The following is a 24,859-nucleotide window of genomic DNA, read 5'->3' on the forward strand; positions in this document are numbered from 1 at the left end:
ACAGACTGTCCGGGTCCCCGCCTCCCGATCTGCTCATGCTGGATCCACATCGAACGACAGAGCAGAGCGCCTGTCCGTCCCCTTGGGCGGATCGGTACCGTGAGGGAAGCCTTAGACGCCAGGAGGCAGCACGCAATGCGTGGTCTTGGAGATCACCTCAGCATCGGGGAACGGATCGCCTTCTACCGCAACCGCCGCGGCTACACCCAGGAGGTCCTGGCCGGGCTGGTGGGCCACAGCACCGACTGGCTGGCCAAGGTGGAACGGGGTCGCCGGAAGCCGCCTCGCATCGACAAGCTTGCCGAGCTAGCGCGCGTCCTGCGGGTGCCGCTCGGAGACCTGATCGGACAGACTTCGCTGCTGGAGGACGAGAAGCAGCAGGACGACGTCCCCGCCGTGCGTGACGCGCTCATGAGCCCGCGTCGCCTTTCTCGGCTGCTCTTCGGACCGGAAGCCGAGGCACAACTACCGGTGCCGGGGCCGGTCGTCTCGATCGTGGAGCAGCGCTGGAACGACTACCAGACCGGCCACCTCGGCAAGGTGGTGGCCGCGCTCCCCGGTCTTCTTCAAACGGCCCAGGAGCTGGAGGACCGGGCCGCGCGCTCACCGGAAGAGCGGCGCGACTGCTGGGCGGTCTCCGCCCGCACTCACCATCTCGCCGCGACGACGCTCGCGAAGATCGGCGAATCCGATATCTCGTGGCTCGCAGCCGAGCGGGCCATGCGGGCAGCGGACGAGTCGGGTGATCCCCTTGTGCTGGCGTCGGCGGCCCGCTCGGGGACGCATGCGCTGTTGGCCAACGGCCGATACGACGACGCCATGGAGCTCGGCGAGACCACGGCGGTGTGGCTGTCGTCACGCATAGAGGAGGACGACCCGGCCGCGCTGAGTCTGCTGGGGATGATCCACCTGCGTGCAGCCATCGCGGCAGCGCGGCACCAGGACCGAGCGACCGCGACGAACCTGCTCGGCCGGGCCGAGACTCTGGCCAACCGGTTGGGCTCGGATGAGAACCACTGGCAGACCAGCTTCGGGCCGACGAACGTCGTACTGCACAGGCTGTCGGCGGAACTGGACCTTGAGAACGTCTCCTACGTCGTCGAGCGCGGAAACATCGATGTGGACCACATGCCGCCGGAACGTGGCGTGTCCCACCGCATCGACTTCGCCCGCGCGCTCACTCTGGCGGGCAAGGGGGACGACGCCTTCGCCGAGCTGCGGACCGCCGAAGGTACGTCGCCGCAGCTTGTGCGCAACAATCCTCGTGTGCGGGAGACGCTGCGAGACCTGATCAAACAGGCCCCGGTCACAGGGGGTACTCGCTCGTCCGAGCTGTTCGCGATGGCCCAGCGATGCAAGGCGGTGCAGTGAGTACGGAAGGACGCGGAGTCCTCGGAGTCGTCGGCACGGGTGCTGGCGGGGTGGAGGCGCTGCGTACGGGGCTGGTCGAGCCCGCGCTGGCGCGCGGCTGGCAGGTGGCCGTGACACTGACCCCGACCGCGGGTGAGTGGCTACGGGCCATCGGCGAAGTCGAGCGGCTGGAGAAGGTGACAGGCCTCCCCGTTCGAGACGCCCCCCGGCTGCCGGGCGAGGCGCGGCCGCATCCACAGGTGGACTGTTACGTCGTGGCCCCGGCGAGCGCGAACACCATCGCCAAGCTGGCGACCGGGGTCACCGACAACCAGGCGCTCACGCAGGTCTGCGAGGCGATCGGCACCATTGGCCTACCGGTCGTCGTCTTCCCCCGTGTCAACGCGGCGCACGCCCGGCATCCCGCCTGGCGGGGGCACCTCGCTGCCCTTCGCGAGGCAGACGTACGGCTTGTGTACGGACCGGACGTCTGGCCGTTGTACGAGCCGCGTGAGGCGCCGTCCGGCCGTGACCTGCCCTGGACGGCTGTGCTGGACGCGGTGAACGAGACCGCTACCTGAGGGCTCGTCAACCCGTCTGACCTGCAACGAAAGAGGACCCGGACAGTCTGTCCGGGTCCTCTTTCGTTGGCGCCCGCATGCTCATTGGCATGTCAGGGAGCAACGAACACCGCACCACTGAACTGGGCATATCGGCCGCCGAATTCGCCTTGCTCAAGGCGAGTCTGCGCACGGCGCGAGCGACAGCGGAGAACCTGCTGAGCCGCGCCAACACGCTCATTGAGCGGGCGGAGCTCCGTTGCCCTCGACAAGCCGCTCCAGGCGGTCGAGCCGATCACCAAGCTGTCGGAGGGTGTCGTGAATCGTGCTGAGTTCCGACGCCAACGCGGTGAACGCGGGGCTGCTGCCGGATTCGGTGCCGAGGGGCACAGCAGGATCGCGGACGAACGTTCCGCGCCCCTGCTGGGTGATGACCAGCCCCTCAGACCGGAGCTGTCCATAAGCACTCTGCACGGTCATGAGCTGGACGCCGAGCTGCTTCGCGAGCCCGCGGGCTGCTGGCAGCCGGTCCCCCGGCCCGTAGGTCTCGTTCGCGATGTCCGCTCGGAACCTCGCGGCGATCTCCTTGGCCGTCGGCTTGGGCGCATCAGGGCTTAGCTCCATGTCACGAGCGTAGCTGTCCTAGGTCAATCCAAGATCCGTGGACCGGCTTGACTTTCAGATTGACCTAGGTCAATCTGAAATCACTTCGCGACGGCCCAGCGAGACGGGCCGGAAGTGCCTGTTTGACCTGTTCAACAACTCAACAGCGTGATCCACCACAGCGTGACGGCCGTGACCACACCGGCCGAGGTGAGTGGAGACCAGTCGGTCGAGACCGGGCCCGGCGACAACCGGAGCCCCACACCCCGTGCAGGGGGACACGCCACCGACTCAAAAGAACGGATCTGCTTAAGGGAACAAACGCCGCGCCAAGAACCCGAGTTGCGAACTCCTCGGGCGAGCGGGATGAGGCACAGATCCAGAGCCGCGTACGACGGGCACATCGCCTCCCGGAAAAGGCGATCACACGCGATGGAAGAGATCACGTACCTCGTACCACGTCTTGAGCACCAGTGCTCACAGTCCCCGACAACAGCACGTCAGTGCCGGTTTGCCGGGTGGCTGTGGCCACTCGTGAGACGAGAGGTCAAAACAGATGCGGCCCCCGGGTGGCACCCCGAGGACCGCGTACAGGCACCTGAATGAGAGGCAACCTGTGATCACCAGCATGGCATGCGGCTTACTCGCCGCGAACCCCGGTGACAGCGATCCGGATATGGACGAGGCGCTGCGGCGTGTCCGGTCCGGGGGTGAGCGCTGATGGCAGCGTGCGGCTCCTGTGGTGGCGCTGGCGGTCGGACCGAGGACACCTCGGAAGGCGGGGTCACCCGCCAGACCTGGCGGACCTGCGGTTCCTGTGGCGGAAGCGGGGTCAAGTGATGGATATCCCGATCCGCTGCACCACGTGCAACGGCACCGGTGAAGGCCAGTGGGTCATCACCGGCAACGGTTCGCAGACCCGCCAGCCCTGCGGCTCCTGCGGCGGTAGCGGACAGCGATAGAACGCCGCTCGCGAAATTTTTCGCCCTGCTCGCCGGGGCGGCGGCCTCCGACCAAAGGGCAGCCCGCCGCCCCGGCCCCCTTGCTCCCTCCCTTCGTCTCTTTCCAAGGAGTTCCGGCATGACGGAACGCACGTTTCAGATGGCCCTGCCCGGTCCGGTGGTGCTGGGCCTGCACCTGCCGATGGGCAGCGTTGACGCCCAGGTCATCGACAGCCTCACCGCCGCCTCGGTCATCCTGAGCACCCAGGACAGCACCGGCCCGGCCGCCGACGCCATCCACCGGGCCCACGCCCGCCAGGACGGCCAGACGATGGCCGTCGAAGTCCCGGAGATCCCCGGCAACGTGATGACGCAGACCATCCGGGGCAACCGGACCGTGCAGCACATGAGCGTGGTCAGCGGGTCCATGACCGGTGTGACCATCGTCAACGGCCGCGTCTTCCACGGCGGCGGCATCCAGGGCCCGGTGGTGAGCGAGATCCGCGCCCGGGTGCTCCTGCCGTCGCATTCCTCGCTCGCGGTGGTTTCCCAGTCCGCCGACGCCGTAGTCAACGGCTACCTGGACCGGATGGAGTTCCGTTCCGTCTCCGGTGATCTGCGGCTCAACGGCGCCTGCGAGCTGCGGGCGCAGACCACCTCCGGTGACCTGGACATCGTCCGCGTCACCGATCGGCTCAGCGCCCGCACGGTCTCCGGGGACATTTCCGTGGACCTCTACAGCGGCGATGACGCGGACCTGAACACCACCTCCGGCGACGTCGTGGCCCGAGTCGCGGATTCCGCCTCCGGCTTCCTGCGGGCCGAGACCGTCTCCGGTGACATCCGCGTTGGCGGCAGCCGCAACCTGCGCGTCAGCGCGCACAGCGTCAGCGGCGACGTCTACACCCGCTGACCCCCCTTTGCCCCCATCGCCGGGGCGGCGGCCTCCGACCAACGACAGCCCGCCGCCCCGGTCTCCCCTGCCCATCCGATGACTTCGGAGCTTCCCCATGAAGAGCTTCATCGGCCACCACGAGGTGGCCACGGACGCCGACTACCTTGAACTCGCCCTCGGCACCCCACTTGAGCTGTGGCTCGGCGAGGAGGGAGAGAGCGCCGAGGAGCGCGCGGCCCGCCTCGACGCGGCCCGTGACATCCTCGCCGACGACCCCGAACTGGTCGACAGCGTCAGCCGGATCGCCGCCGAGGCCATCGAGGCCCACGCCCCCACGCTGTTCCCCAGCATCGGCCGCCTCCCCCGCCCGGCTCGCAACACCAGCCGGACCGCGACCGCGCCGAAGGCGGTGGCAGCGTGAGCGCGACCAACACCGCAGCCGCGCAATCGCCGCTGGAGATGATCGCCGCTGATGAGCGGGCCCTGCGGCGTACCGGCGAGGTGGCTCGGGAGCTGGTGACTCAGCATGCCGACCTGCCGTTGAAGGAGGCGCGTTTGCGGTACGGCGGTGAGATCCGCCTCAACGTCCCCACCGCTGAGGACGTGAGGGCGTGGGCGGCCCGTCTGGACGCCGACATCACTGAACACACCAATGACCCCGGACACGGCACCTACCAGCACACCGACGTCGACACGGTGATCGATGGCATCCGGGTGCATGTCTGGCACTGCCGGATTCTCTCCGAGGCCGAGGCCGCCGCCTGGCGGGAGAACAGGGGCCGGTCATGAGTCACACCCTCACCGCCCTGTCCGCCGCCGCCCCTTTGGCCGCCGGGTGGGCCGTTCACGGGCTGTGGCAGCACCGCCTGATCGACCGCGCCGAACGTGACGCCCTGACCGGCCTGCCGCGACGGGCCGCGTTCGAGAAGAGCGCCGCCCGGATACTCCGCAGGCCCCGGCGGGACGTGGTGGCGACCCTGGTGATTGATCTGGATGGCTTCAAGCAGGTCAACGACGTCCACGGGCACGCGGCTGGCGACACCGCGATCTGCGAGACCGGTCGGCGCCTGGCCGAGTGGGCCGAGCCCCTGGGCACCGTGGCACGGCTGGGCGGGGACGAGTTCGCCGCCGCGATCCGCTGTGCGGACGTCGAGACACTGCGCGGAGAGCTGACCCACCTGCATCAGTGGCTGTGCTCCACGGTCACCTACGAGGGGCTGCCGCTGCCCCTGGGTGCCTCCATCGGCGCCTACCTCCACGTCCCCGGCCCGGCTGTCGATCTGTCGGCGGCGCTGCGGGTGGCGGATGAGGTGATGTACGGGGTCAAGCAGACCGGTGGCGGCTGGTCCCTCACCCACACCCTCACCCCCGCCTACCGCACCACCAACGGCCGCCGCGACGGCCGCCGTGGCACCGACCTCGACGCCGAGGGAGGTGCGAGGTGACTCCGGAGACGATGACAGCCCCGAGTGCCGACACCGTGCTGGTCGCCGCGCATGCGGAGGTGAAGATGGAGATCGGCCGCACCGACAGCAAGGCGTCGTTGCTGCTGGCCTTCGATGGCGCCCTGCTGGCAGGGGTGTGGACGGTCGCTACCAGCCTCCACCTCCACCCGGCGGCCCTGGCCGTCGGCGCCGTGGGGGTCGGGCTGCTAGTGGCCTCGATCGCCATGCTGCTCGCCGCGGTCCGCCCCAACCTCGGTGGCGCCCACCTGAAGGGCTTCCCGCTGTGGGCGACGCTGCGCGCCGAGCAACTGCGCGCGGCCCTGCTCGCCGATGACCTGGCCGAGCATGTGGCCCGCCTGTCCCGGCTGGCGGTGGGCAAGTTCGACCGGCTCCAGCGCGCGGTGGACCTCACCCGAGCCGCCGGTGCCGCGTTCACTGCCGCCGCCCTGGTCGCGGCCATACTGGCCCTGGTGGGAGGCGTCCGATGACCTCCTGGCTGTTCGAGCTGTTCCCGGCCGCGCCGGGCTGGCTGTCCTGGGCCGCTCCGCTGGCCGCCGCCGTCCTGGTACTCGCGCTCGCGGCGTGGGCGGTGGGGCGGCTGCGAAAGTCGGTGTGGCTGTCCGGGATCGGCCCCCAGGCCGTCGTCGCCCTCGGCGGGGTCGCGGTCTCCGTTCACGGCCTGTGGGGGTTCGCCACCGGCACCGCGGGGCTGATGCCGGTGCTGGCAGTGGCGTTCATCGCGGTGTTCGACGCGGCCGAGATGACGCTGCTGGTCATGATGTACCGGGCGGCCGATCCGGAGGTGGGGTGGACGCCGGAGCTGCGGCTGATGCACCGCACCGCCTGGCTGCTGGTGTCCTTCTCCGCCGCGATGAATGCCGTCCATGCCCCGAACTGGTGGGCCCGCCCGGTCCTGGCCGCCATCCCCGGCCTGGCCGCCTGGCTGATCGAACTGCAACTGCGCAGCAAGCTCCACCACAAGCGCCCCGACGAGGACGAGACGGGTGGGCGGCCGGGCCCGGTCCGGCTGGTGGTGCTGCTGTGGCAGCACGCCTGGGCCTCACTGTTCGCGCTGCTGGGCCTGAACGCTCGCACCTCCTCCTCCAGTGTCGCCCGCGCCGCGCTGGCGCAGCGGGCCGCGCACCGCGTCTACCGGCTCCGCCTGGCCCTGGAAACCGGGCCAATCAGCGGGAGCTCGCGGCGGGCGCGGCACCGGTTGCGGCGGCTGCGGGGCCGGGCACAGAAGGCGCTGGATCGTGCCGATGTCGCCACCGACACCGGCCAGTCACTGGCCCTGGTCCGCCGCCTGGCCGCGCTCACCCGGGCGGATGAGGTGGCCCGCCTGAACTACGCGGACACGCCTGCGGTGCTGGCGCTGATCGAGGAACTGGCAATTACCCCGGCCGCGCAGCGGCTGGAGTCCTCGGCTCTGGCTGAGCGCGCGGATGCCGCGCGGCAGGAAGCCGAGGCGGCACAGCAGCGCGCGGATGCCGCGCGGAAAGAGGCCGAGGCCGCGCGGCAGCGCGCGGAAGACGCCCTGGACGCCGCGCGGCTCGAACTCGAATCGGCCCGCGATGAGCACACCGCGCTGCTCGAGCAGCGGCAGGGTGTGGATGGTGCGGTGGAGGCTGCGCGGCAGGCCGAGCAGGCCGCGCGGAAGCGCGCGGATGACCTGATCGCTGCCGCGCAGCAGGAAGCCGACCGCATCCGCGCCACCGTCGAAGGCGAGCAGCAGCGGCTGAAGCGGCTTACCACCGACACCGATGCCTCCCAGCGGGCCTACAGCGAGACACAGACCGCGTTGAGGCAAGTCAGGGACCAGATCGAGGAGGCCGCCGCGCTGCGGGACCGGCTGTTGGGGGACGTGGCCGAGCACGCCAGCGGCGATCCGGACCCGGTGTTCAAGTCCGAGGCCAAGCAAGCCGGATGGCAGCTCTACCTGTCCCAGGTCACCACCGGGAACGGGGCCGAGCCAAGCGCCGGGGAGCTGGCCGAGCGGTGCTCGGTGGACCCGGGGAACGCGCGGAACTGGCTGCGCGACTTCCGTGCCGCGCGCGCCGCGCAGCTCACCGCGCACCAGCCGCGCGCCCTGACCGGCGTCAACGGCACCGACCGCTCATGACCGCCCTGCCGGTCTACCGATGGCACCTGGCGCCGGACGGGCTGGCCACGCGCCGACAGCTGGGCGCGATGAACCTGCGCCCCGGCGGACAGGACGTCGTCGCGGAGCTCCAGCGGCCCCGCAGCAAGCGCGGGCCGCTGGTCGCGTACCTGTACCGCATCGACCGCGCCAAGCCCGTCCGGCCCATGACCCCGGCGAAGCGGGCAGCGCTGGCCAAGGCGAACACTGCCCGCCGCACCTGCCCTAGCTGCCGACGCGATGCCGGATACGTGATCCCCACCTCACTCGGAGCGTGCGTGACCTGCGCACATCCGCTCAGCCTCGCTGCCTGACCCGCAGCCACCCGATTCCCAGTTCTCCACCAGCCCTGATGACAGGAAGGACCCTACGGTGATTGCTCGGCTGTTCTCCGGCCGTACCTCCGTCCGCGAGCTGAAGCGTCTGCGGCCGGATGAGCTGGCCGCCCAGGCGTACGACCACATCCAGAACGCGCAGATCGCCCACCAGAGCCACGACCCCGCCACGCTGACCACCGAAACGCAACTGGCCACCGCGCTCCTGGCCCTGGCGGCCTACCTCAACGACTCCAAGTGACGTCGCCGGGCGGCCCCGGCCCGCTGTCCAGGCCCGGCCAGGGCCGCCCTTGTTGCTCCTGGAGAGGAGTGTGACCAGTGTCCGACACCATCCTGACCGCCGACGAGACCGCGACCGAGGACGAAGAGCTCCCCGACGCACCTCCCACACCCGACCACGCCCCGGCGGCCGAACGGGATGCTCCGGGTGGTGGGCTGGCGCACACACCGGGCGGCCTTCCCGCCGTTCCGCTGACGGTCATCGGTGCCAACAGCACCGTGGCCGCCGTATCCGCCTCCGTCCTCACCGCCGGAGCCCCGGTCACCGGGCTGGCAGCCGCTGGCATCGCGGCGACCGCGGCCGGCGTCGCAGCCCTGCGCCACCGGTCAGCAGCCAAACAGCGCACAAACCGGGCTGGCAGAGGCCCCCGAGGTGGGAAGACCGGCCCCCGCGCCGGTCGTATCGGCTTCGGGGCAAGCGGCGCCCGGGCCTGGCACGGCTCCAGCGCGAGCCATGGCGGTACCGGTCTCCGGGGCCGAGGCGGCCTCCGTACGTCTCCGGGCAGTCCGAGCCGAAGTGGAGCTCGGTCGCTGCGCGCGGCAGGTCAGGCGGCCAAGCTCCGGGCGGCTGAAGCTGGCCGCAACCCCAGGGGCGTCAAGGGCGCGTTCGGCGCGGTCAGGGCGGCCCGTGCGGAGCGGCAGGCGGCTGCCCCCACGCGTGCGGAGCGGCGCCGTCAGGACACCGCTGACCGGCGCAACCTGAGCGACGCCCGGCGCGCGGCCAAGGCCGCCCGAAGGGCCGATCAACGGGCTGCCAGGGGCAAAGCACCCTCCGGCGGCCGGGCGGGATCGGGCCACAAGCGGTTGGGCTTGTCCAAGTCCCCGAGGTCTGAGACGGCTGGCGGCCGCAACCCGCGTACCAGGAGTGGGGGCATCAGGGGTCTGGTGGGTTCGGCTCGGGAGCGGATGCGGCAGGCCATGCGCCGGATGCGCTCACACGTCCGCACGGCCAAGGATGAGCGCACCGCGCGGCGGCTGGCCGGGATGCGGGAGCTGCGGAAACGTGCGTGGGCCCGGTGGCGGTTGTGGCGGCGGCTGACCGCCTCCGCGCTGCGCTGCTACGGCCGCAAGATCGTGGCCGCCGCGATCAGCGTGCCGTTCTTCACCATCGGGATGATCACCCACCCGATCGGTGTCCGTCTCCGCTGGCGCTGGTTGATGTGGCCGGGCCAGCGCGTCTACGCCCGGCTGGCCGCCGCAGCGCGGTGGGCCCGGGAAGACCGCGACATCACCATCCGCGCCGAGCACAAGACCACGCTCGAAAACGCCGCCGCCGACGAGGACGAGGAGCCGATCGCGGCGAAGGTCCGCCGGGCTCCCCGCAGCCATCACGCCTACGCAGGCACCAGCACAGGAGGTTCCACCACCATGTCCACCACCGCCGGGCCCGGCTTCCTGTTCAACGAGACGGCATCCGAGATGGAAGCCGCGGCGAAGAACTACGACCCCGACGGGATGATGCACGTCCACGACACCATCAAGGGCTTCCCCGAAGCCCTGGCGAGCGTGGCGAACACCTTCGCGATCCTCGCCCAGAAGTCGGACGAGGAATTCCCGCTGGAGCCGGAAGTCGGCACCTCGCTCGACGCGATCTACGAGGCGCTGCAACTGGCCATAGATGAGGCCGAGGACGCGTTCACGACCTTCCGCACCGTCCATGAGCAGGACATCCGGCGCCACGAGGAGCCCCGTAACAACGCCGAAGAGGGCTGGGACACCACCAACAACCAGTAGCCCCTCACCGCCATCCCGCACGGGCCCGTACACCGCTGGTGTGCGGGCCCGGCCCCTTTTTCCGTCTGGAGTCCCCAGGTGACAGAGAAGACGATGCGCCGAGAACGCCGCAGCCACAAGGAACTCAACCTCGCCAGCACCAAGAAGACCAAGACCCCCGGCGCCAACAGCACGCTGCCGCCGCTAGACTGGGCCCGCAGCCACGGCCCCATCACCGGCGCCCTGTCCGCGACCACGGGCGTGGCGGCGGCCGCGCTGCTGGGCACCGCGACCGGCATGCCCGAGGGCTGGCCGCTGCTGATCGGCGCCGCCGGAGCCGTGGGCCACGGCATCGGCCACAGCGTCCGCCGCAAACTCACCCTCCGCACCGCCGTCGCCCGCGCCGCCTCCTGGCTGGTAGCCGGAGGCTGGACCACCTGGGCCATGGCCCACGGGCCACTGTCGTGGGCGGCGGCCGGATCGCTGACCGCCCTCGGCGTGGGCATCGGGGCAGCCGCCTCCCACACCGCCGCCTGGGAAGAAGCCGCCGAGGAAGAGCGATTCACCGCCGAAGCGCGAGCCGCCGCCGCTGAGATGGACGGCCGCCGCCGCACGATCGCCGCCGAGTGGCAGGACCGCGTCCGCCGGGTTTGCATGGCGGACGTGAAGGTCGTCGCGGTGGAGTTCTGGGAGACCGGCGCCGGATACTCCGTCGAGGCCGAGCTGCCCGGCGGCGGGGTGACCTGGGACCGCATCAGCTCCCGCTCCCGAGCCCTGGCCGCCGACGCCCGCCTGCCGCTCGGCTGCACCGTCCACGTCGAGGAAGGCGCCGCACAAGGACTGGTCGTCTTCGACGTGATGACCAAGAACATCATGCGGGAGGAAAGGCCCTACCCCGACGACTACAGCCCCCTGTCGATCCTCACCGGGATTCCCTGGTGCCTGCGCCCCAACGGGGAGGACATCCGAGTCTTCCTCCGGGAGGCGTGCGCGCTGCTGCTCGGCCCGCCCGGGTCGGGCAAGTCGACGTTCATGGACGTCATCCTCGCCGGATTCGCCCGCTGCACCGACGTCCTGACCTGGGTCATCGACCTCAAGCAGGGCGCGATCGGCATCCCCTGGGTCACTCCCTGGCTGGAGGCACAAGGGCTCATCGAGCCCGACGACCCCGACAACCCGGCCCCGGCTGGCACCAGGTCGGGGGTGGACTGGCTCGCGGCCACGCCCAAGGAAGCGATCCGGATGCTCAAGGCCGCACTGCGCATCAACAAGGCGCGCCAGCTGCGGTACCAGAAGCTGATGCGGCAGCAGGACACCACCCTCCTGCCCATCTCCCCGGAGCTGCCGCAGATCGAGATCGTCATCGATGAAGGTGCCGAGGCTCTGGCACACGCCAACAACCGGCGCGAGCCGGAGAAGCGGCAGCTGGCCGAGCTCATCAAGGAAGTCATGCGCACCACCCGCGCGATGGGCATCCGGAAGGTGCTCACCGCCGTGGACGGCAACCTCAACACGATCGGCGACACCGTGGTCAAGCGGTTCTCCCCGCTGTCCCTCGCGCTGACCTCCGGCGAGAACTCCGGCCACAACGTCGGCAAGCTCTTCCCCAAAGTCCGCATCGACAGCACCCAGCTCAACGAGAAGGGCGCTGGCATTATCGGCGACAGCGGCGCCAACGGCTTCGCCCCTACCGAGTTCAAGGGCTGGAAGTCTCTGCCGTCCATGGTGCGCCGCGTGGTCCTCGCGACCAACGACCGCCGCCCCACCCTGGACTCCGTGTCGGTGGAGGCGGCCGGGGCCGACTACCGCGAGCGGTGGAGCCCGGCGCGGGCAGGCTGGCTGGCCACAGCCGCCGAGGCCGTCAGGAACGGCGAGCCCGGCGACGACCAGGCGCCCGGCGCGGCCGGTACGGCGACCGCCGTCCTGGACAAGCCCGAACAGCTTGCGTCCGGCGACGACAGCGAGCGTCGGCACAGGTCGCTGAACCTGTCCTACCAGCGCCGGGCCGAGGATGACCCGGATGAGCTCGCGGCCCGGTTCCTCGCCGAGATCGATCAGACCTACGGCACCACCGAGGAACCCGACCACACCCGTCGCGAACGGCCCCGCGGCCTCAACCTCTCCTACAGCCGCACCGAACCCCAGGAGACCAGCGACACCCCCGAGGACGAGCCCAACCGCGTGCCGCCCCTGCTCGAGCAGGCATACGACGCGGTGACGGCCGCGGGCGGGCGCATGCACACCGCCGACCTCGCCGAACAACTCGGCCTCGGCGCCACCGAGCTGGGCACCGAACTCGGCCGCATCCTGCGCGCGGTCGGCGTCGAACGGCCTGGCAAAGGCACCGTCCGCGTCGGCAAGAGCGAACCGCGCACCGGCTACCTCGCCGAAACCCTCGCCGAAGCCATCCACCGTTACCGCGACGCACGGTAACCGGCCCCCTCCCACGCCCAGACCCCCACACCCCCCACAACGACCCCCACAGGCCCTGTGGGGGTCCCACACCCTGTGGGGGCCTGTGACCTGCATGTGGGGTCTGTGGGAGTCCCACACAGCCGCCCACGAATCCACCCCTTAGGCGGTTGCCGCGGCTTCAACTCCCTTCCACAAGAACCGTGGGACCCCCACACCCAGACAGCCTCACTCATCACGTTCAGTAAGGATCCGCCGTGATCGTCTCCCTGTCCTCCGTACTCCTCCTCGGAGCCCTCCTGGCCCTCATGCTCCGCAACCGCCACCTCGGCCCCGGCGGCGCCACCATCGCCGCCCTCTTCGGCTTCTGCCTCGCCTCCACCGGCGCCGCCCCCACGATCAACGACGCCCTCCAGTCCCTCGCGGACTCCCTCAGCCGCATCGGCTGACACACCCCGACCACCTGCACCAAACGGCCCCGGAGGCGGCTATGCAGCAACCCGACCCGCACCACACCATCCCCGGGAACCTCGCCCCACACATACCCGCCGACGTCTACCAGCGCGCACAGGCCACCGGCCAGCCGGTCGTCATCGTCATCAACGACACCACCCCGACCGGCTTCCCCTGGCAGCGCGTCCTGATCCCGTTCGCCATCGCCGGGGCGGTCGTCGCCGGAGGCTGGGGACTGGCCGCCGCCCTGTGCTGGCTGCTGGACGTCGCCACCCACACCGCAACCGTGATCGCCGGGGCCACCGCCGGACCCCTCGGCGTCGGCGGCATCACCCTCAAGCTCATCCGCTCAAAGAAGTGAGGAACACCCACCGCATGGAAGTTCCATACGCCCCGGGAAGTCTCATCGTCTTGATCGGCTCACCCGGCGCAAAATGCGTTCCCCACAAGGGACAGACAGACCTGCTTGCCGACTGGCGCGACAACGGCCTGATCACCGCCAGCCAGTACGACACCTTCACACGCCAGGACAACCACCCCGCCCGACGTTGACGCCCGGGGCGGCGGCCTCCGACCAAGGACAGCCCGCCGCCCCGGCTTCCCCTGCCCATCCACAACGGAACAGGAGAACCCCAAGCATGGCCCAACCCGCCCCCATCCGGCGAGACCACCCCGCCCACGACCACCTACGAACCGCACTCGAACTGGCCAAGACCGGTGTGCCGGTGCTGCCGCTCCGCCAGGGCAAGGTGCCGTTCGGGAACTGCCGCACCTGCGCGGGGAACGCGTGCGGCGGCAGGCCCAACATGAAGGCCCCCGGCCCCTGCCAGTGCCCCTCCGTCTGCCATGCCTGGGCAGCCGCCGCCACCGACCCTGCCGTGATCACTTCCCCGGCCTGGGCCCGCGCCTGGCGCCTGGCGGTGGCCGTCGCCTACCACCCCGGCGGCGCCGGACTGACCGTCGTGGACCTCGACAACCCGGAAGCCATCGCCTGGGCCCACCAGACCCTCCCACCCACCCGGACCGTGCCCACCACCCGCGGGGAGCACTGGATCTACCAGGGCGCCATGCGCTCGGTGAACGGCGTCCGCGAGGGAGTCGACCTCAAGTCCACGATGGCCTACGCCCGCTGGCTCGGCCCCGGCACCGGCCCCACGACGGCATTGCCAGCGGCCGTACGCGCGCTGGCCACGAAGAGCCCCACCCTGGCCCAGGCGGCACCGCGCGCCGTCACTACGCCCGCACCGGCAGGAGGCGGAGAGTGCCGCCACCGCACACCCTCCTATCTGGAGCGCGGCATCACCATGGCGGAGCAGCGCATCACCGATGCCCGCAGCGCGGTCCATACCACCGTGTACCAGACGTTCCTCGCCGTGCTGGCCGCCCATGGCCGGTGCGGCTGCCTGACCGACACCCACATCGTTCGGCTGTTCACCGCCGCTCAAGCCAAGGGCGAATCGCCCCGGCACTGCACCGACGCCTGGACCAACGCCCGCGCGAAGTTGGGACTGTGACCATGTCCGACGACGACAAGACCCCGGCCCGCGAGGTCATCGCCGACTACGCGCAGCAGCACTTCCGGTACTTCCGCACCGCCGACGGAACCGTGTTCGCCCAGAAGAACGGCCACCCCGTGGCCCGCCCGATCCGCTCCCAGGGCACCTCGGGCAGCCACCGCCAGGAGCTCATGGTCGGCCTCTTCCACGACGGCCACGGCGTCTTCAACGGGACCGCGCTCAAGGAGGCGTTGGACTTAATCGAAGCACTCGCGATGGACGAGGACGTACAAACCGTCCACATCCGCGTGGCGCCCGGATTCGACGGGGCGACGTGGCTTGACCTGGGCCGCAGCGACGGAAAGTCCGTCCGCATCCACCCCACTGGCTGGGACATCGCCATCCCCGACACGCGCGAGGTGTGCTGGCGCCGCACCCAGCTCACCGGCGAACTCCCCCCGCCCGCCAAGGACACCGACGGCAAAGGCATCGACCTCCTGCTCAGGCTGTGCAACTTCGCCAGCGCGGAGACCGAGTGCCTGGCCATCGCCTGGCTGATCGGCTGCCTCGGGCCGTCCGTGCCCGTCCCCGCTCCCTTCCTCACCGGCCCCCAGGGCGCGGGCAAGTCCACCGGCGGGCGGATGCTGGTGAGGATCATCGAGGGCATGAGCTGCGACCTGCGCCGCGCTCCGAAAGACGAGGAAAACCTGATCGCGGCCGTGGCGGCCGGTTGGGTCACCGCGCTGGACAACCTCTCGCACCTGGCGCCGGACCTGTCCGACCTGATGTGCTGCATCGTCACCGGCGCCGAGACCATCAAGCGCGCCCTCTACACCGATGGCGATGTGGTCCGTGCCCGCTACCGCCGCCCCATGCTGCTGACCGGCATCGACGTGGGCGTCATCCGCCCCGACCTCGCCGAACGCCTCCTCCCCCTCCGGCTGGAACGCCCCCGCCTCCGGCGGACCGAGGCCGAGTTGTGGGCGGAGTTCGAAGAGGTCCTGCCCGTCGTCCTCGGGTCCCTCCTGGATCTGACCGTCAAGGTCCGGGCGGCCGAGGCCGAGACCCCCACCGACCTGCGGATGGCCGACTTCGCCCACCTGTGCGCCCAGCTCGACGCGGCGACCGGCCTCGGAGCGCTCAACGCCTACCGGACCTGCCTGGACGACCTCAACGACGACGTCATCGAGGGAGACCTCCTGGCCCAGACGGTGCTGAAGCACGCCGCCAGCATCGATCCGGGCGTGGAAATCCGGATGACCTCCTCCGAGTGGCTGCACTGCCTCACCGGCCTGTACACCGGGGACGACTTCCGCCCCCTGCCCAAGGGCTGGCCCACCACCGGCAAGGTCCTCTCCGACCGCCTCAAGCGACTCCAACCGACCCTCGCCGCCCGTGGCGTCCTGATCGACTGGGGCCGCACCAAGGAGGGCCGCTACATCGAGATGACCCGACGACCGACCCCGCCGCCGCATCAGCAAGAGCCGATCCTCTGACCGGCACCCCACGACCGCGCGAACAAGCAAGAAGAGCACCACGCGGCGGGTGCTCTTCTTGCTGTTCGGCGCAACGCGCCGCCCAATGGTCGCGCGCGAAGCGGCTCCTTCTTCACGCCTTGAGCCATCACCACAACAGACATCCCCCCTTCTCTTGTCCGAAGAGGAGAGACGCTGCGTCACCTGCGTCACCCGAGGGTGGAAAACGACCCGTGACCAGCCACTACAACGGTGACGCAGGAGGGCCGGAGCTGCGTCACCCCGCGTCACCCGCGTCATCGGATGACGCACGCCTGCGTCACCCGATGACGCACCCCAAAACCTCTGCGTCACCCAAAACACCAGGTCAGGAACACGAATGACGCAGATGACGCGGTGACGCAGAATCCCGCGCTTCGGACAGACACGAACAACGGCATCCCCTCGAACTCAGGGCAGCGGCCCCCGACCAAGGACAGCCCGCCGCCCTGCTCGCCCATCCCGACAGCCCCATCAGGAGGGCCAGGTGAGTCCAACCACCACCGCCCAGGCCGACCCCCGCACCACCCTTCGGGCCGGACTCCCGGATCGCTACCTCACCCCCGACGACATCGCGGAGCTCTTCGAGGTCCCCCTGGAGACCGTCTACCAGTGGCGTAAGAAGCGCGTCGGCCCGCCCGGCTTCCGCATCGGCAAGCACCTGCGCTACGACCCCGCCGACGTCCAGCACTACGTCAGGGAGCGCAAGGACGCCCCCGAGGCCGCCTGACAGCAGACATCACCCAGCACGCCCACCAGCGGGGCGGGACCACACGGTCCCGCCCCGCTCTCGTGCATGCGAGAAGGGACCACCGCCTCAATGGCAGGTCACATCCAAGACCGCTGGTACAAGACCGAGATCGACGCTGACGGCAAACCCCGGCGTGTCAAGACCGACCGGTACGGCACCGGCATGCGTTACCGCGCCCGGTACATCGGCCCGGACGGCACCGAGAAGAGCAAGTCGTTCCCAGACAAACAGAAGCGGCTCGCCGATCAGTGGCTGGCCCACATCGAGGCCGATATGTCGCGCGGGCAGTACATCGACCCACGCGCCGGACGCATCACGTTCCGCGAGTACGGCGAGAAGTGGCTCGCCGCACAGACCACCGACCCGAACACGCGGGTTCCGGTGGGCGTACAGCTCAGGCTTCACGCCTTTCCGTACATGGGCTCGCGCCCGCTCGACTCCTTTCAGCCCGGACACATTCGAGAGTGGATGGCCGAGCTCGAGCGGGCAGTGCCAGCATCGTCGTACCGCCGGGTGATCTTCGCGAACGTCTCGTCTGTCCTGAACGCTGCGGTGGACGACAGCCTGCTGCTCAAGAACCCGTGCAAGGCGCGATCGGTCCGTGCGCCCGAGCGCGGGGCCCCTCGCGTACGCCCATGGCCCACAGAGCGCGTCTTCGCGGTGCGCGCCACGCTCCCCGAGCGCTATCAGGCGATGGTCGACATCGGGGGCGGCTGTGGCCTCCGGCAGGGGGAGATCTTCGGTCTCCCCGACGATGAGGTGAACTACGAGGCCGGATGGCTCCACGTCGCCTGTCAGGTGAAGGTGGTCAACGGGCACCTGATCTTCGCGCCGCCGAAGCGCAACAAGGAGCGGGACGTGCCGCTGCCGGAGCGCGTCGGTCACGTACTCAACGAGCACCGGAAGCACTTCCCGCCCGTGGAGGTGACGCTGCCCTGGCTGCGGCCGGACGGCCCGCTCATAGCCAAGAGCCTGCTGTTCTCCCTCGCAGGGGGCGGCGCGGTCCGCCGGACCGACTTCAACACCCGGGTGTGGAAGCCCGCACTCGTCGCGGCCGGGGTGATCCGTGAGCCCGAGAAGGGTCAGCGGCACGAGGCGGCCCGCGAACACGGCATGCACGCGCTCCGGCACTTCTACGCGTCGGTGCTGCTGGACGCCGGGGAGAGCATCAGGGCCCTGAGCAGCTACCTCGGCCATACTGATCCCGGCTTCACTCTCCGGACGTATACGCACCTGATGCCCAGCAGCGAGGGGCGTACCCGGAAAGCCGTGGACCGGCTGTACGAGGCGGCCGAATCCACGCCGGACGGCCCACAGACGGCCCAGGAGGGATGAGACGACTCCGGGCCAGCGTCGCCACGACGCTGGCCCGGATCATCGTAACGACGGGAAATGCACGCTGACCTGCGCCTACAGCACCGGCAGGTTCTTCCGGAGCTCGAACGGGGTCACCTCGGAGCGGTACTCCTCCCACTCCTGCTTCTTGTTGCGCAGGAAGAAGTCGAAGACATGCTCCCCGAGGGTTTCGGCGACCAGTTCGCTGCGCTCCATCAGGTCGATGGCCTCGCCCAGGTTCTGCGGCAGGGGCTCGATGCCGAGGGAGCGGCGTTCGGCGTCGGAGAGGGCCCAGACGTCGTCGTCGGCTCCGGCCGGGAGTTCATAGCCGCCCTCGATGCCCTTGAGCCCGGCGGCGAGGAGGGCCGCATAGGCCAGATAGGGGTTGGCGCCGGCGTCGAGGGAGCGGACCTCGACGCGGGTGGAGCCGGTCTTGCCGGGCTTGTAGAGGGGGACGCGGACGAGGGCGGAGCGGTTGTTGTGGCCCCAGCAGATGTAGGAGGGGGCCTCGCCGCCCGCCCCGGCGGTCCGCTTGGAGCCGCCCCAGATGCGCTTGTAGGAGTTGACCCACTGGTTGGTGACGGCGGAGATCTCCCCGGCGTGGCGGAGCAGACCCGCGATGAAGGAGCGGCCCACCTTGGAGAGCTGGAACTCCGCGCCCGACTCGTAGAAGGCGTTGCGGTCGCCCTCGAAGAGGGAGAGGTGGGTGTGCATGCCCGAGCCGGGGAACTCCGAGAACGGCTTGGGCATGAAGGTGGCCTGGACGCCCTGCTCCAGCGCGACCTGCTTCATGACCAGGCGGAAGGTCATGATGTTGTCGGCGGTGGAGAGCGCGTCGGCGTAGCGCAGATCGATCTCCTGCTGGCCGGGGGCGCCCTCATGGTGGGAGAACTCGACCGAGATGCCCATCGATTCGAGCATGGTGATCGCCTGGCGGCGGAAGTCCATGCCGATGTTCTGCGGGGTGTGGTCGAAGTAGCCGGAGGAGTCGGCGGGCACCGGGCGGGTGCCGTCCACCGGCTTCTTGTTGAGCAGGAAGAACTCGATCTCGGGGTGGGTGTAGAAGGTGAACCCCAGGTCGGAGGTCTTGGCGAGGATGCGCTTGAGGACGAAGCGGGGGTCGGCGAAGGAGGGTGAGCCGTCCGGCATCAGGATGTCGCAGAACATCCGGGCGGTCCCGGGGGCCTCGGCGCGCCAGGGCAGGATCTGGAACGTGCCGGGGTCCGGCTTGGCGATCATGTCGGACTCGTAGACCCGGGCGAAGCCCTCGATCGCGGAGCCATCGAATCCGATGCCCTCGTCGAAGGCGCCCTCGAGTTCGGCGGGCGCGACGGCCACGGACTTCAGGAAGCCGAGCACATCGGTGAACCAGAGCCGCACGAACCGGATGTCGCGCTCTTCGAGCGTACGGAGCACGAACTCCTGCTGCTTATCCATGGTCCCCAATCCTTGCAGGTCAAACGGCTCTTTGCGCGGGCGCGGGGCACCTTCCGCAACCCCAGTATCACGCGGTGGGATTTCACGGAGGTTTCACCCCGGTCGCCCCGGTCCCCCTCACCTCACCACGATGAGTGCATCGTACGTTCACCCGGCCGGTCCCGGACCCGGCCGTTCCGTCCCCTCCGTGGCGCCTGCCGGGGCTCCATACCCCTTGGGGGTAGGCTGCCGAATATCACGATGATCAAACGGTCAGATGATGATCTGAGCGGTCAGATGGAGGCGGCGATGCACCGAAGCCTCTCACCCCTGAGCCGATCGCTGATGCGGCGCATATGCGGCGCGTCGGCCGCCCGCCCTCCCGGCGGGGCGGTGGACGCGCCGACCCTCACGCAATCGGCACACATCAGCATTGGGGTACTGACTCATGTACGAAAAGACTCGCCGTGCCGTGCTCGGCACGGGCATCGCCGCCGCGGGCAGCGGTCTGCTCGCCGCCTGCGGCTCCTCCGGCCCCCGCCACCGCACCGGCGGCCCGGACGGCAACGCGATGGGCGCCCCCGGGCCCGGCGCGCCCGCGGGTGACACCCCGGCGCAGTACGTCTCCCCCCACGGCCCGGAGGTCGCCGCGACCGAGCGGGAGCGGGGCCCGGGGCCGGTGCGCACCTTCCGGCTCACCGCCACCGCGACCACCCTGGACATCGGCGCCCGCAAGGTGACGTCCTGGGCGTACGAGGACCAGATGCCGGGCCGGGAGATCCGGGTGACCGCGGGCGACACGATCGCGCTCTCCCTCGCCAACAACCTGCCGCAGCCCACCACGCTGCACTGGCACGGCGTCCGGCTGCGCAACGACATGGACGGCGTCCCCGGGGTGACCCAGCGGCCGATCAAGACCGGCGCCGCCTTCGACTACCGCTTCACCGCGTTCTACCCGGGCACGTACTGGATCCATCCGCACTCGGGCGTCCAGCTGGACCGGGGGCTGTACGCACCGCTGATCGTGGAGGATCCGAAGGAGCCGCTGGCGTACGACAAGGAGTGGGTCGTCGTCCTGGACGACTGGCTCGACGGGGTGGGCGGCCGCACCCCGGAGAAGGAGTTCGCACGGCTCACCGCGGGCAGGGGCGGCGCGATGGGCCATGCGATGGACGACGGCTCGGCGGACGACGACGGCAAACGCGGCGCGACGGCGACGGCGACCGCCAAAACCACCGCCAAAGCCACGGCCAAAGCCTCCCCCAAAGCCACCGCGACAGCCAAAGGCACCGTGACGGCCAAAGGCACCGCGACGGCCAAAGGCACCGCCGCTGGCGGCACCAAACACGACCGGTCCCCGTCCGCGGCGCGGAAGAAGGCCGCGCCCCTGGGGAGCCGGCTGCTGGGCGGCCGCGCGGGCAATGTCGCCTACCCCTACTACCTGGTCAACGGCCGCAGCTCCCAGTCCCCGCAGGTCTTCCGCGCCAAGCGCGGCGACCGGGTCCGCATCCGCATCATCAACGCGGGCGGCGACACCGCCTTCCGCGTCGCCCTCGGCGGCCACCGGATGACCGTCACCCACACCGACGGCTACCCCGTCGTACCGGCCAAGACGGACGCGCTGCTGCTGGGCATGGGCGAGCGCTACGACGTGCTGGTCACCGTCAAGGACGGGGTCTTCCCGCTCGCCGTGATCGCCGAGGGCAAGGGGCGGTCCGCGATGGCGGTGCTGCGCACCCGTGGCAAGAGCCCGGTGAAGTTCCCGCGCCCCAAGGAGCTGGACGGCGAACTGCTCACCGCGGACCGGCTGAAGGCGGCGGAGGACGTCCGGCTGACGCCCAAGGAGCCCGACCGCATCATCCGGATGCGGCTCACCGGCTCGATGCGGCGCTGGGACTGGGCGATCAACGGACGGCCGTACGACCCCTCGCAGCGCTACCCGGTACGGGAGGGTGAGCGGGTGCGGATCTCGTTCATCAACGGCACGGACATGTGGCATCCGATCCATCTGCACGGCCACACCTTCGCGCTGACGGACGGCGGCGCCCGTAAGGACACCACGGTCCTGCTGCCGCACCACAAGGTGAACGTGGACCTCGACGCCGACAACCCGGGGCTGTGGATGGTCCACTGCCACAACGTCTACCACTCGGAGTCCGGGATGATGACCATCCTCGGTTACCAGAAGTAGCCGCCTCCTGCGAAGCGTGGCTGAGAAGGCGCGCGAGAAGGTGCCTGAGAAGGTGCGCGAGAAGGGAGACACCCCCGGCTATCGCGTCAGACAGACGATTACACTGGGCGGGTGCCTCAACTTCGCCTCGCTCTGAACCAGATCGACTCGACCGTCGGTGACCTCGACGGCAACACCGAATCGATACTCCACTGGACCCGGCACTCCGCCGAGCAGGGCGCCCATCTGGTGGCGTTCCCCGAGATGGTGCTGACCGGCTACCCCGTGGAGGACCTGGCGCTGCGCTCGTCCTTCGTCGAGGCGTCGCGCGCCGCGCTGCACGCGCTCGCCGAGCGGCTGAGCGCCGAGGGGCTGGGCGAGGTGCCGGTGGTCGTCGGCTACCTCGACCGCAGCGAGGGCGCCCGGCGCTACGGCCAGCCCGCCGGGTCGCCGCAGAACGCGGGCGCGGTGCTGCACCGGGGCGCGGTCGCCCTGACCTTCGCCAAGCACCACCTGCCGAACTACGGCGTCTTCGACGAGTTCCGCTACTTCGTACCCGGCGACACCCTGCCCATGGTGCGCGTCCACGGCATCGACGTGGCGCTGGCCATCTGCGAGGACCTGTGGCAGGACGGCGGCCGGGTACCGGCCAGCTGCTCGGCGGGGGCCGGGCTGCTGCTGTCGATCAACGCCTCGCCGTACGAGCGGGAGAAGGACGACACCCGGCTGGAGCTGGTGCGCAAGCGGGCCCAGGAGGCGGGCTGCACCACCGCGTATCTGGCCATGATCGGCGGCCAGGACGAGCTGGTCTTCGACGGCGACTCGATCGTGGTGGACCGGGACGGCGAAGTCATCGCACGGGCCCCGCAGTTCGCCGAGGGCTGTGTGCTTCTGGACCTGGAGCTGCCCGCCGCCGACCCCGGCCCGGCCCCGGAGGGAGTCGTGGACGACGGGCTCCGCATCGACCACGTCACCCTCTCCGCCGACCCGCTGCCCCACTATGAGCCGGAGCTCGCGGGCGGCGAGGCCGAACGGCTCGGGGACGACGAGGAGATCTACACGGCGCTGGTCGTGGGGTTGCGGGCCTATGTGGCGAAGAACGGCTTCCGCAGTGTGCTGATCGGGCTCTCCGGCGGAATCGACTCCTCCCTCGTCGCCGCCATCGCCTGTGACGCGGTCGGCGCGCAGAACGTGTACGGCGTCGCCATGCCCTCGCGGTACTCCTCCGAGCACTCGATCGACGACGCGGCCGAGCTGGCGCGGCGCACCGGGCTGAACTTCCGCACGGTCCCGATCGCCCCGATGTTCGACGCCTATATGGGCTCCCTGCACCTCACCGGCCTCGCCGAAGAGAACCTGCAGTCGCGGCTGCGCGGCACGATGCTGATGGCGATCTCCAACCAGGAGGGCCACATCGTCCTCGCCCCGGGCAACAAGTCCGAGCTGGCCTGCGGCTACTCCACGCTCTACGGGGACTCGGTGGGCGCGTACGGCCCGATCAAGGACGTCTACAAGACCTCCGTCTTCCGCCTGTCGAAATGGCGTAACCGTGCGGCGGAAGAGCGGGGCCAGACCCCGCCCATCCCCGAGAACTCGATCGCCAAGCCGCCGAGCGCCGAGCTGCGCCCCGGCCAGGTCGACACCGACTCGCTCCCCGACTACGACGTACTCGACCGGATCCTGGAGCTGTATGTCGACCGTGACCAGGGGCGTACCGAGATCGTGGCGGCGGGATACGAGGACGCGCTGGTGACGCGGATCCTGCGGATGGTGGACACGGCCGAGTACAAGCGGCGGCAGTACCCGCCGGGCACCAAGATCTCGGCGAAGGGCTTCGGCAAGGACCGCCGGCTGCCCATCACCAATCGCTGGCGGGAGCGCGTCTGAGCTCATCGGGTGCTCGTCGGGCGGCGTTGCGCGCGGGGCCCGTCGCGCGCGGGGCCCTATGACCGCGGCTGGGCGTCCAGGAACGTCCTGATCAGGTCCAGCCACGCGGCGGGCGCCTCCGCGAACGGCAGATGGCCGGACTCCAGCTCGGCGAAGCGCGCCCCGGGGATCGCGTCCGCCACCTGACGGTGGTGGTACGGCGTGGCCAGCGCGTCCAGCGCCGTGGAGATCACCAGGGTGGGCACCCGGATCCGGCCCAGGTCCGCGCGGACGTCGACCCGCCCGACCAGCTCGACCTGCTCGATCGCACCGGGCGGCACCGAGTCCCGGGCGCCCTCGATCACGGCGGCCAGCTCCTCGGGGGTCATCCGGTCCAGATAGGGCGCGCCCGGGCCGATGAGCGCCATCCAGCGGGCGGTCGCCTCCTGGTCGTCCGAGCGGAGGTGGCGCAGCCAGTCGTCCACGAGGAGCCGCATCCGGGCGCTGGGGTGGGCGAAGGTCGCGGTCAGCACCAGCGAGGTGACCCGCTCCGGATGGCGAGTGGCGGCACGCAGGGCGACCGGCCCGCCGAGGGAGTATCCGACGATGGCGAAGGTCTCCAGGTCCTCCTCGACGGCCGTGGCCACCAGCTGATCGGCGAGCGTGTCGAGGTCCAGCGGCCCGTTCGCGCGCGGGGTGCGGCCGGAGCCGGGATAGTCGGGCCCGACCACGCGGTGGCGCTCGGCGAGGCCGTCCAGGATCGGGCCGTAGTTCCCCTCGATGGAGCCGGTCCCGCCATGGGCGAGCAACAGTCCGGGACCGGTGCCCCGGACGATCCGGGCCAGGGGTGAGGTGCTGGTCATCAGGTGGTGTCCTTACGTCTGACGAACGTCTCACGAACGTTTCAGGGCTGATGACGGGACGCTAAAGCCTCACACTCATGTCAAAGTCAAGCGAAACGGATTCGGCACCGAAAAGGCCGTCTCGACGGTGGCCCCGGCGATGCCTGCGGCGCGCTACTCCCCTCCCCGCCCCTTCCCGAAACTGGGGCGCCGCCCCAGCCCCCGAACCATGGGCTCCGCCCCTGGAACCCCAGGACGTTCCGGAAGCCCCGGAGCCCCCTGAGAACCCAAGGCCCCCAAGAACCCCGGGAGTCCCGGGCCCGGGGGCCGGGGCCCGGGGGAC

24 protein-coding genes are annotated in these 24,859 nt (G+C 70.3%); 21 read left to right on the forward strand and 3 right to left on the reverse strand.

What is annotated here, in order from left to right; translation table 11 throughout:
• Positions 1-135: 135 nt before the first annotated feature.
• Together VT50_RS20885 and VT50_RS20890 are read left to right on the forward strand one after the other, a co-directional pair.
• Positions 136-1,371, forward strand: a complete 1,236-nt coding sequence (locus VT50_RS20885) for a helix-turn-helix domain-containing protein (protein WP_046090005.1) — start codon at positions 136-138, stop codon at positions 1,369-1,371.
• The gene (locus VT50_RS20890; protein WP_240529239.1) at positions 1,368-1,931 is read left to right on the forward strand and encodes a flavoprotein; all 564 of its coding nucleotides are present in this window, start codon (positions 1,368-1,370) and stop codon (positions 1,929-1,931) included. Before VT50_RS20885 ends, VT50_RS20890 begins: the two co-directional genes overlap by 4 nt.
• Positions 1,932-2,147: 216 nt before the next feature.
• Here the strand turns inward: VT50_RS20890 and VT50_RS20895 are convergent, their stop codons facing one another.
• A complete protein-coding gene (locus VT50_RS20895) occupies positions 2,148-2,534 on the reverse strand; it encodes a GntR family transcriptional regulator (RefSeq protein WP_046090693.1) in 387 nt (128 codons plus the stop codon).
• Positions 2,535-3,593: 1,059 nt separating this feature from the next.
• Here VT50_RS20895 and VT50_RS20900 point away from each other — a divergent pair.
• From VT50_RS20900 to VT50_RS20975, 17 genes are all read left to right on the forward strand, one after another.
• Entirely contained in the window at positions 3,594-4,367 is a 774-nt protein-coding gene (locus tag VT50_RS20900) for a DUF4097 family beta strand repeat-containing protein (protein ID WP_046090692.1), read from the forward strand.
• A gap of 97 nt (positions 4,368-4,464) precedes the next feature.
• Positions 4,465-4,770, forward strand: a complete 306-nt coding sequence (locus VT50_RS20905) for a hypothetical protein (RefSeq protein WP_046090691.1) — start codon at positions 4,465-4,467, stop codon at positions 4,768-4,770.
• Positions 4,767-5,138 (forward strand): hypothetical protein, encoded by a 372-nt coding sequence (locus VT50_RS20910; protein WP_046090690.1) that lies wholly within the window; start codon positions 4,767-4,769, stop codon positions 5,136-5,138. Before VT50_RS20905 ends, VT50_RS20910 begins: the two co-directional genes overlap by 4 nt.
• Entirely contained in the window at positions 5,135-5,794 is a 660-nt protein-coding gene (locus VT50_RS20915) for a GGDEF domain-containing protein (protein WP_046090689.1), read from the forward strand. Before VT50_RS20910 ends, VT50_RS20915 begins: the two co-directional genes overlap by 4 nt.
• Before the next feature lie 11 nt (positions 5,795-5,805).
• The gene (locus VT50_RS20920; protein WP_046090696.1) at positions 5,806-6,282 is read left to right on the forward strand and encodes a Pycsar system effector family protein; all 477 of its coding nucleotides are present in this window, start codon (positions 5,806-5,808) and stop codon (positions 6,280-6,282) included.
• The gene (locus VT50_RS20925; protein ID WP_046090688.1) at positions 6,279-7,916 is read left to right on the forward strand and encodes a hypothetical protein; all 1,638 of its coding nucleotides are present in this window, start codon (positions 6,279-6,281) and stop codon (positions 7,914-7,916) included. The genes VT50_RS20920 and VT50_RS20925 overlap by 4 nt, the downstream gene beginning before the upstream one ends.
• Entirely contained in the window at positions 7,913-8,248 is a 336-nt protein-coding gene (locus VT50_RS20930) for an RRQRL motif-containing zinc-binding protein (RefSeq protein WP_046090687.1), read from the forward strand. The genes VT50_RS20925 and VT50_RS20930 overlap by 4 nt, the downstream gene beginning before the upstream one ends.
• A gap of 58 nt (positions 8,249-8,306) precedes the next feature.
• The gene (locus VT50_RS20935; RefSeq protein WP_046090686.1) at positions 8,307-8,510 is read left to right on the forward strand and encodes a hypothetical protein; all 204 of its coding nucleotides are present in this window, start codon (positions 8,307-8,309) and stop codon (positions 8,508-8,510) included.
• A gap of 923 nt (positions 8,511-9,433) precedes the next feature.
• On the forward strand, positions 9,434-10,282 hold the full coding sequence (locus VT50_RS20940) for a hypothetical protein (protein ID WP_143645243.1): 849 nt from the start codon (positions 9,434-9,436) through the stop codon (positions 10,280-10,282).
• Between the two features lie 78 nt (positions 10,283-10,360).
• On the forward strand, positions 10,361-12,694 hold the full coding sequence (locus VT50_RS20945) for a P-loop NTPase family protein (protein WP_079343866.1): 2,334 nt from the start codon (positions 10,361-10,363) through the stop codon (positions 12,692-12,694).
• A 236-nt stretch (positions 12,695-12,930) separates the two neighbouring features.
• A complete protein-coding gene (locus VT50_RS20950) occupies positions 12,931-13,122 on the forward strand; it encodes a hypothetical protein (RefSeq protein WP_046090685.1) in 192 nt (63 codons plus the stop codon).
• A 41-nt stretch (positions 13,123-13,163) separates the two neighbouring features.
• Positions 13,164-13,487: a hypothetical protein gene (locus VT50_RS20955; protein ID WP_046090684.1), complete on the forward strand. Its 324-nt coding sequence runs from the start codon at positions 13,164-13,166 to the stop codon at positions 13,485-13,487.
• Positions 13,488-13,501: 14 nt separating this feature from the next.
• A complete protein-coding gene (locus tag VT50_RS39330; protein WP_158083219.1) occupies positions 13,502-13,678 on the forward strand; it encodes a hypothetical protein in 177 nt (58 codons plus the stop codon).
• Positions 13,679-13,764: 86 nt separating this feature from the next.
• Positions 13,765-14,640, forward strand: coding sequence for a bifunctional DNA primase/polymerase (locus tag VT50_RS20960; protein WP_046090683.1), 876 nt, complete (start codon positions 13,765-13,767; stop codon positions 14,638-14,640).
• A 2-nt stretch (positions 14,641-14,642) separates the two neighbouring features.
• The gene (locus VT50_RS20965) at positions 14,643-16,118 is read left to right on the forward strand and encodes a hypothetical protein (protein ID WP_046090682.1); all 1,476 of its coding nucleotides are present in this window, start codon (positions 14,643-14,645) and stop codon (positions 16,116-16,118) included.
• Positions 16,119-16,623: 505 nt separating this feature from the next.
• On the forward strand, positions 16,624-16,866 hold the full coding sequence (locus VT50_RS20970; protein WP_046090681.1) for a helix-turn-helix domain-containing protein: 243 nt from the start codon (positions 16,624-16,626) through the stop codon (positions 16,864-16,866).
• A 90-nt stretch (positions 16,867-16,956) separates the two neighbouring features.
• Positions 16,957-18,222 (forward strand): tyrosine-type recombinase/integrase, encoded by a 1,266-nt coding sequence (locus tag VT50_RS20975; protein WP_046090680.1) that lies wholly within the window; start codon positions 16,957-16,959, stop codon positions 18,220-18,222.
• Positions 18,223-18,297: 75 nt separating this feature from the next.
• Here the strand turns inward: VT50_RS20975 and VT50_RS20980 are convergent, their stop codons facing one another.
• Positions 18,298-19,659: a glutamine synthetase family protein gene (locus VT50_RS20980; protein ID WP_046090679.1), complete on the reverse strand. Its 1,362-nt coding sequence runs from the start codon at positions 19,657-19,659 to the stop codon at positions 18,298-18,300.
• 427 nt (positions 19,660-20,086) lie between these two features.
• On the opposite strand from VT50_RS20980, the gene VT50_RS20985 reads away from it, so the two are divergent.
• Together VT50_RS20985 and VT50_RS20990 are read left to right on the forward strand one after the other, a co-directional pair.
• Positions 20,087-21,829 carry a multicopper oxidase family protein gene (locus VT50_RS20985; RefSeq protein ID WP_046090678.1) on the forward strand — a complete coding sequence of 581 codons (1,743 nt, stop codon included), beginning with the start codon at positions 20,087-20,089 and terminating at the stop codon, positions 21,827-21,829.
• Positions 21,830-21,940: 111 nt separating this feature from the next.
• Complete coding sequence (locus tag VT50_RS20990) at positions 21,941-23,695, forward strand: NAD+ synthase (RefSeq protein ID WP_046090677.1); 1,755 nt, start codon at positions 21,941-21,943, stop codon at positions 23,693-23,695.
• 56 nt (positions 23,696-23,751) lie between these two features.
• On the opposite strand, the gene VT50_RS20995 is transcribed toward VT50_RS20990, so the two are convergent.
• Positions 23,752-24,537, reverse strand: a complete 786-nt coding sequence (locus VT50_RS20995) for an alpha/beta fold hydrolase (RefSeq protein ID WP_046090676.1) — start codon at positions 24,535-24,537, stop codon at positions 23,752-23,754.
• Between the last annotated feature and the right edge of the window lie 322 nt (positions 24,538-24,859).

The sequence above is a fragment of the Streptomyces antioxidans genome, assembly GCF_000968685.2.
GTDB classification, from domain to species: Bacteria; Actinomycetota; Actinomycetes; order Streptomycetales; family Streptomycetaceae; genus Streptomyces; species Streptomyces antioxidans.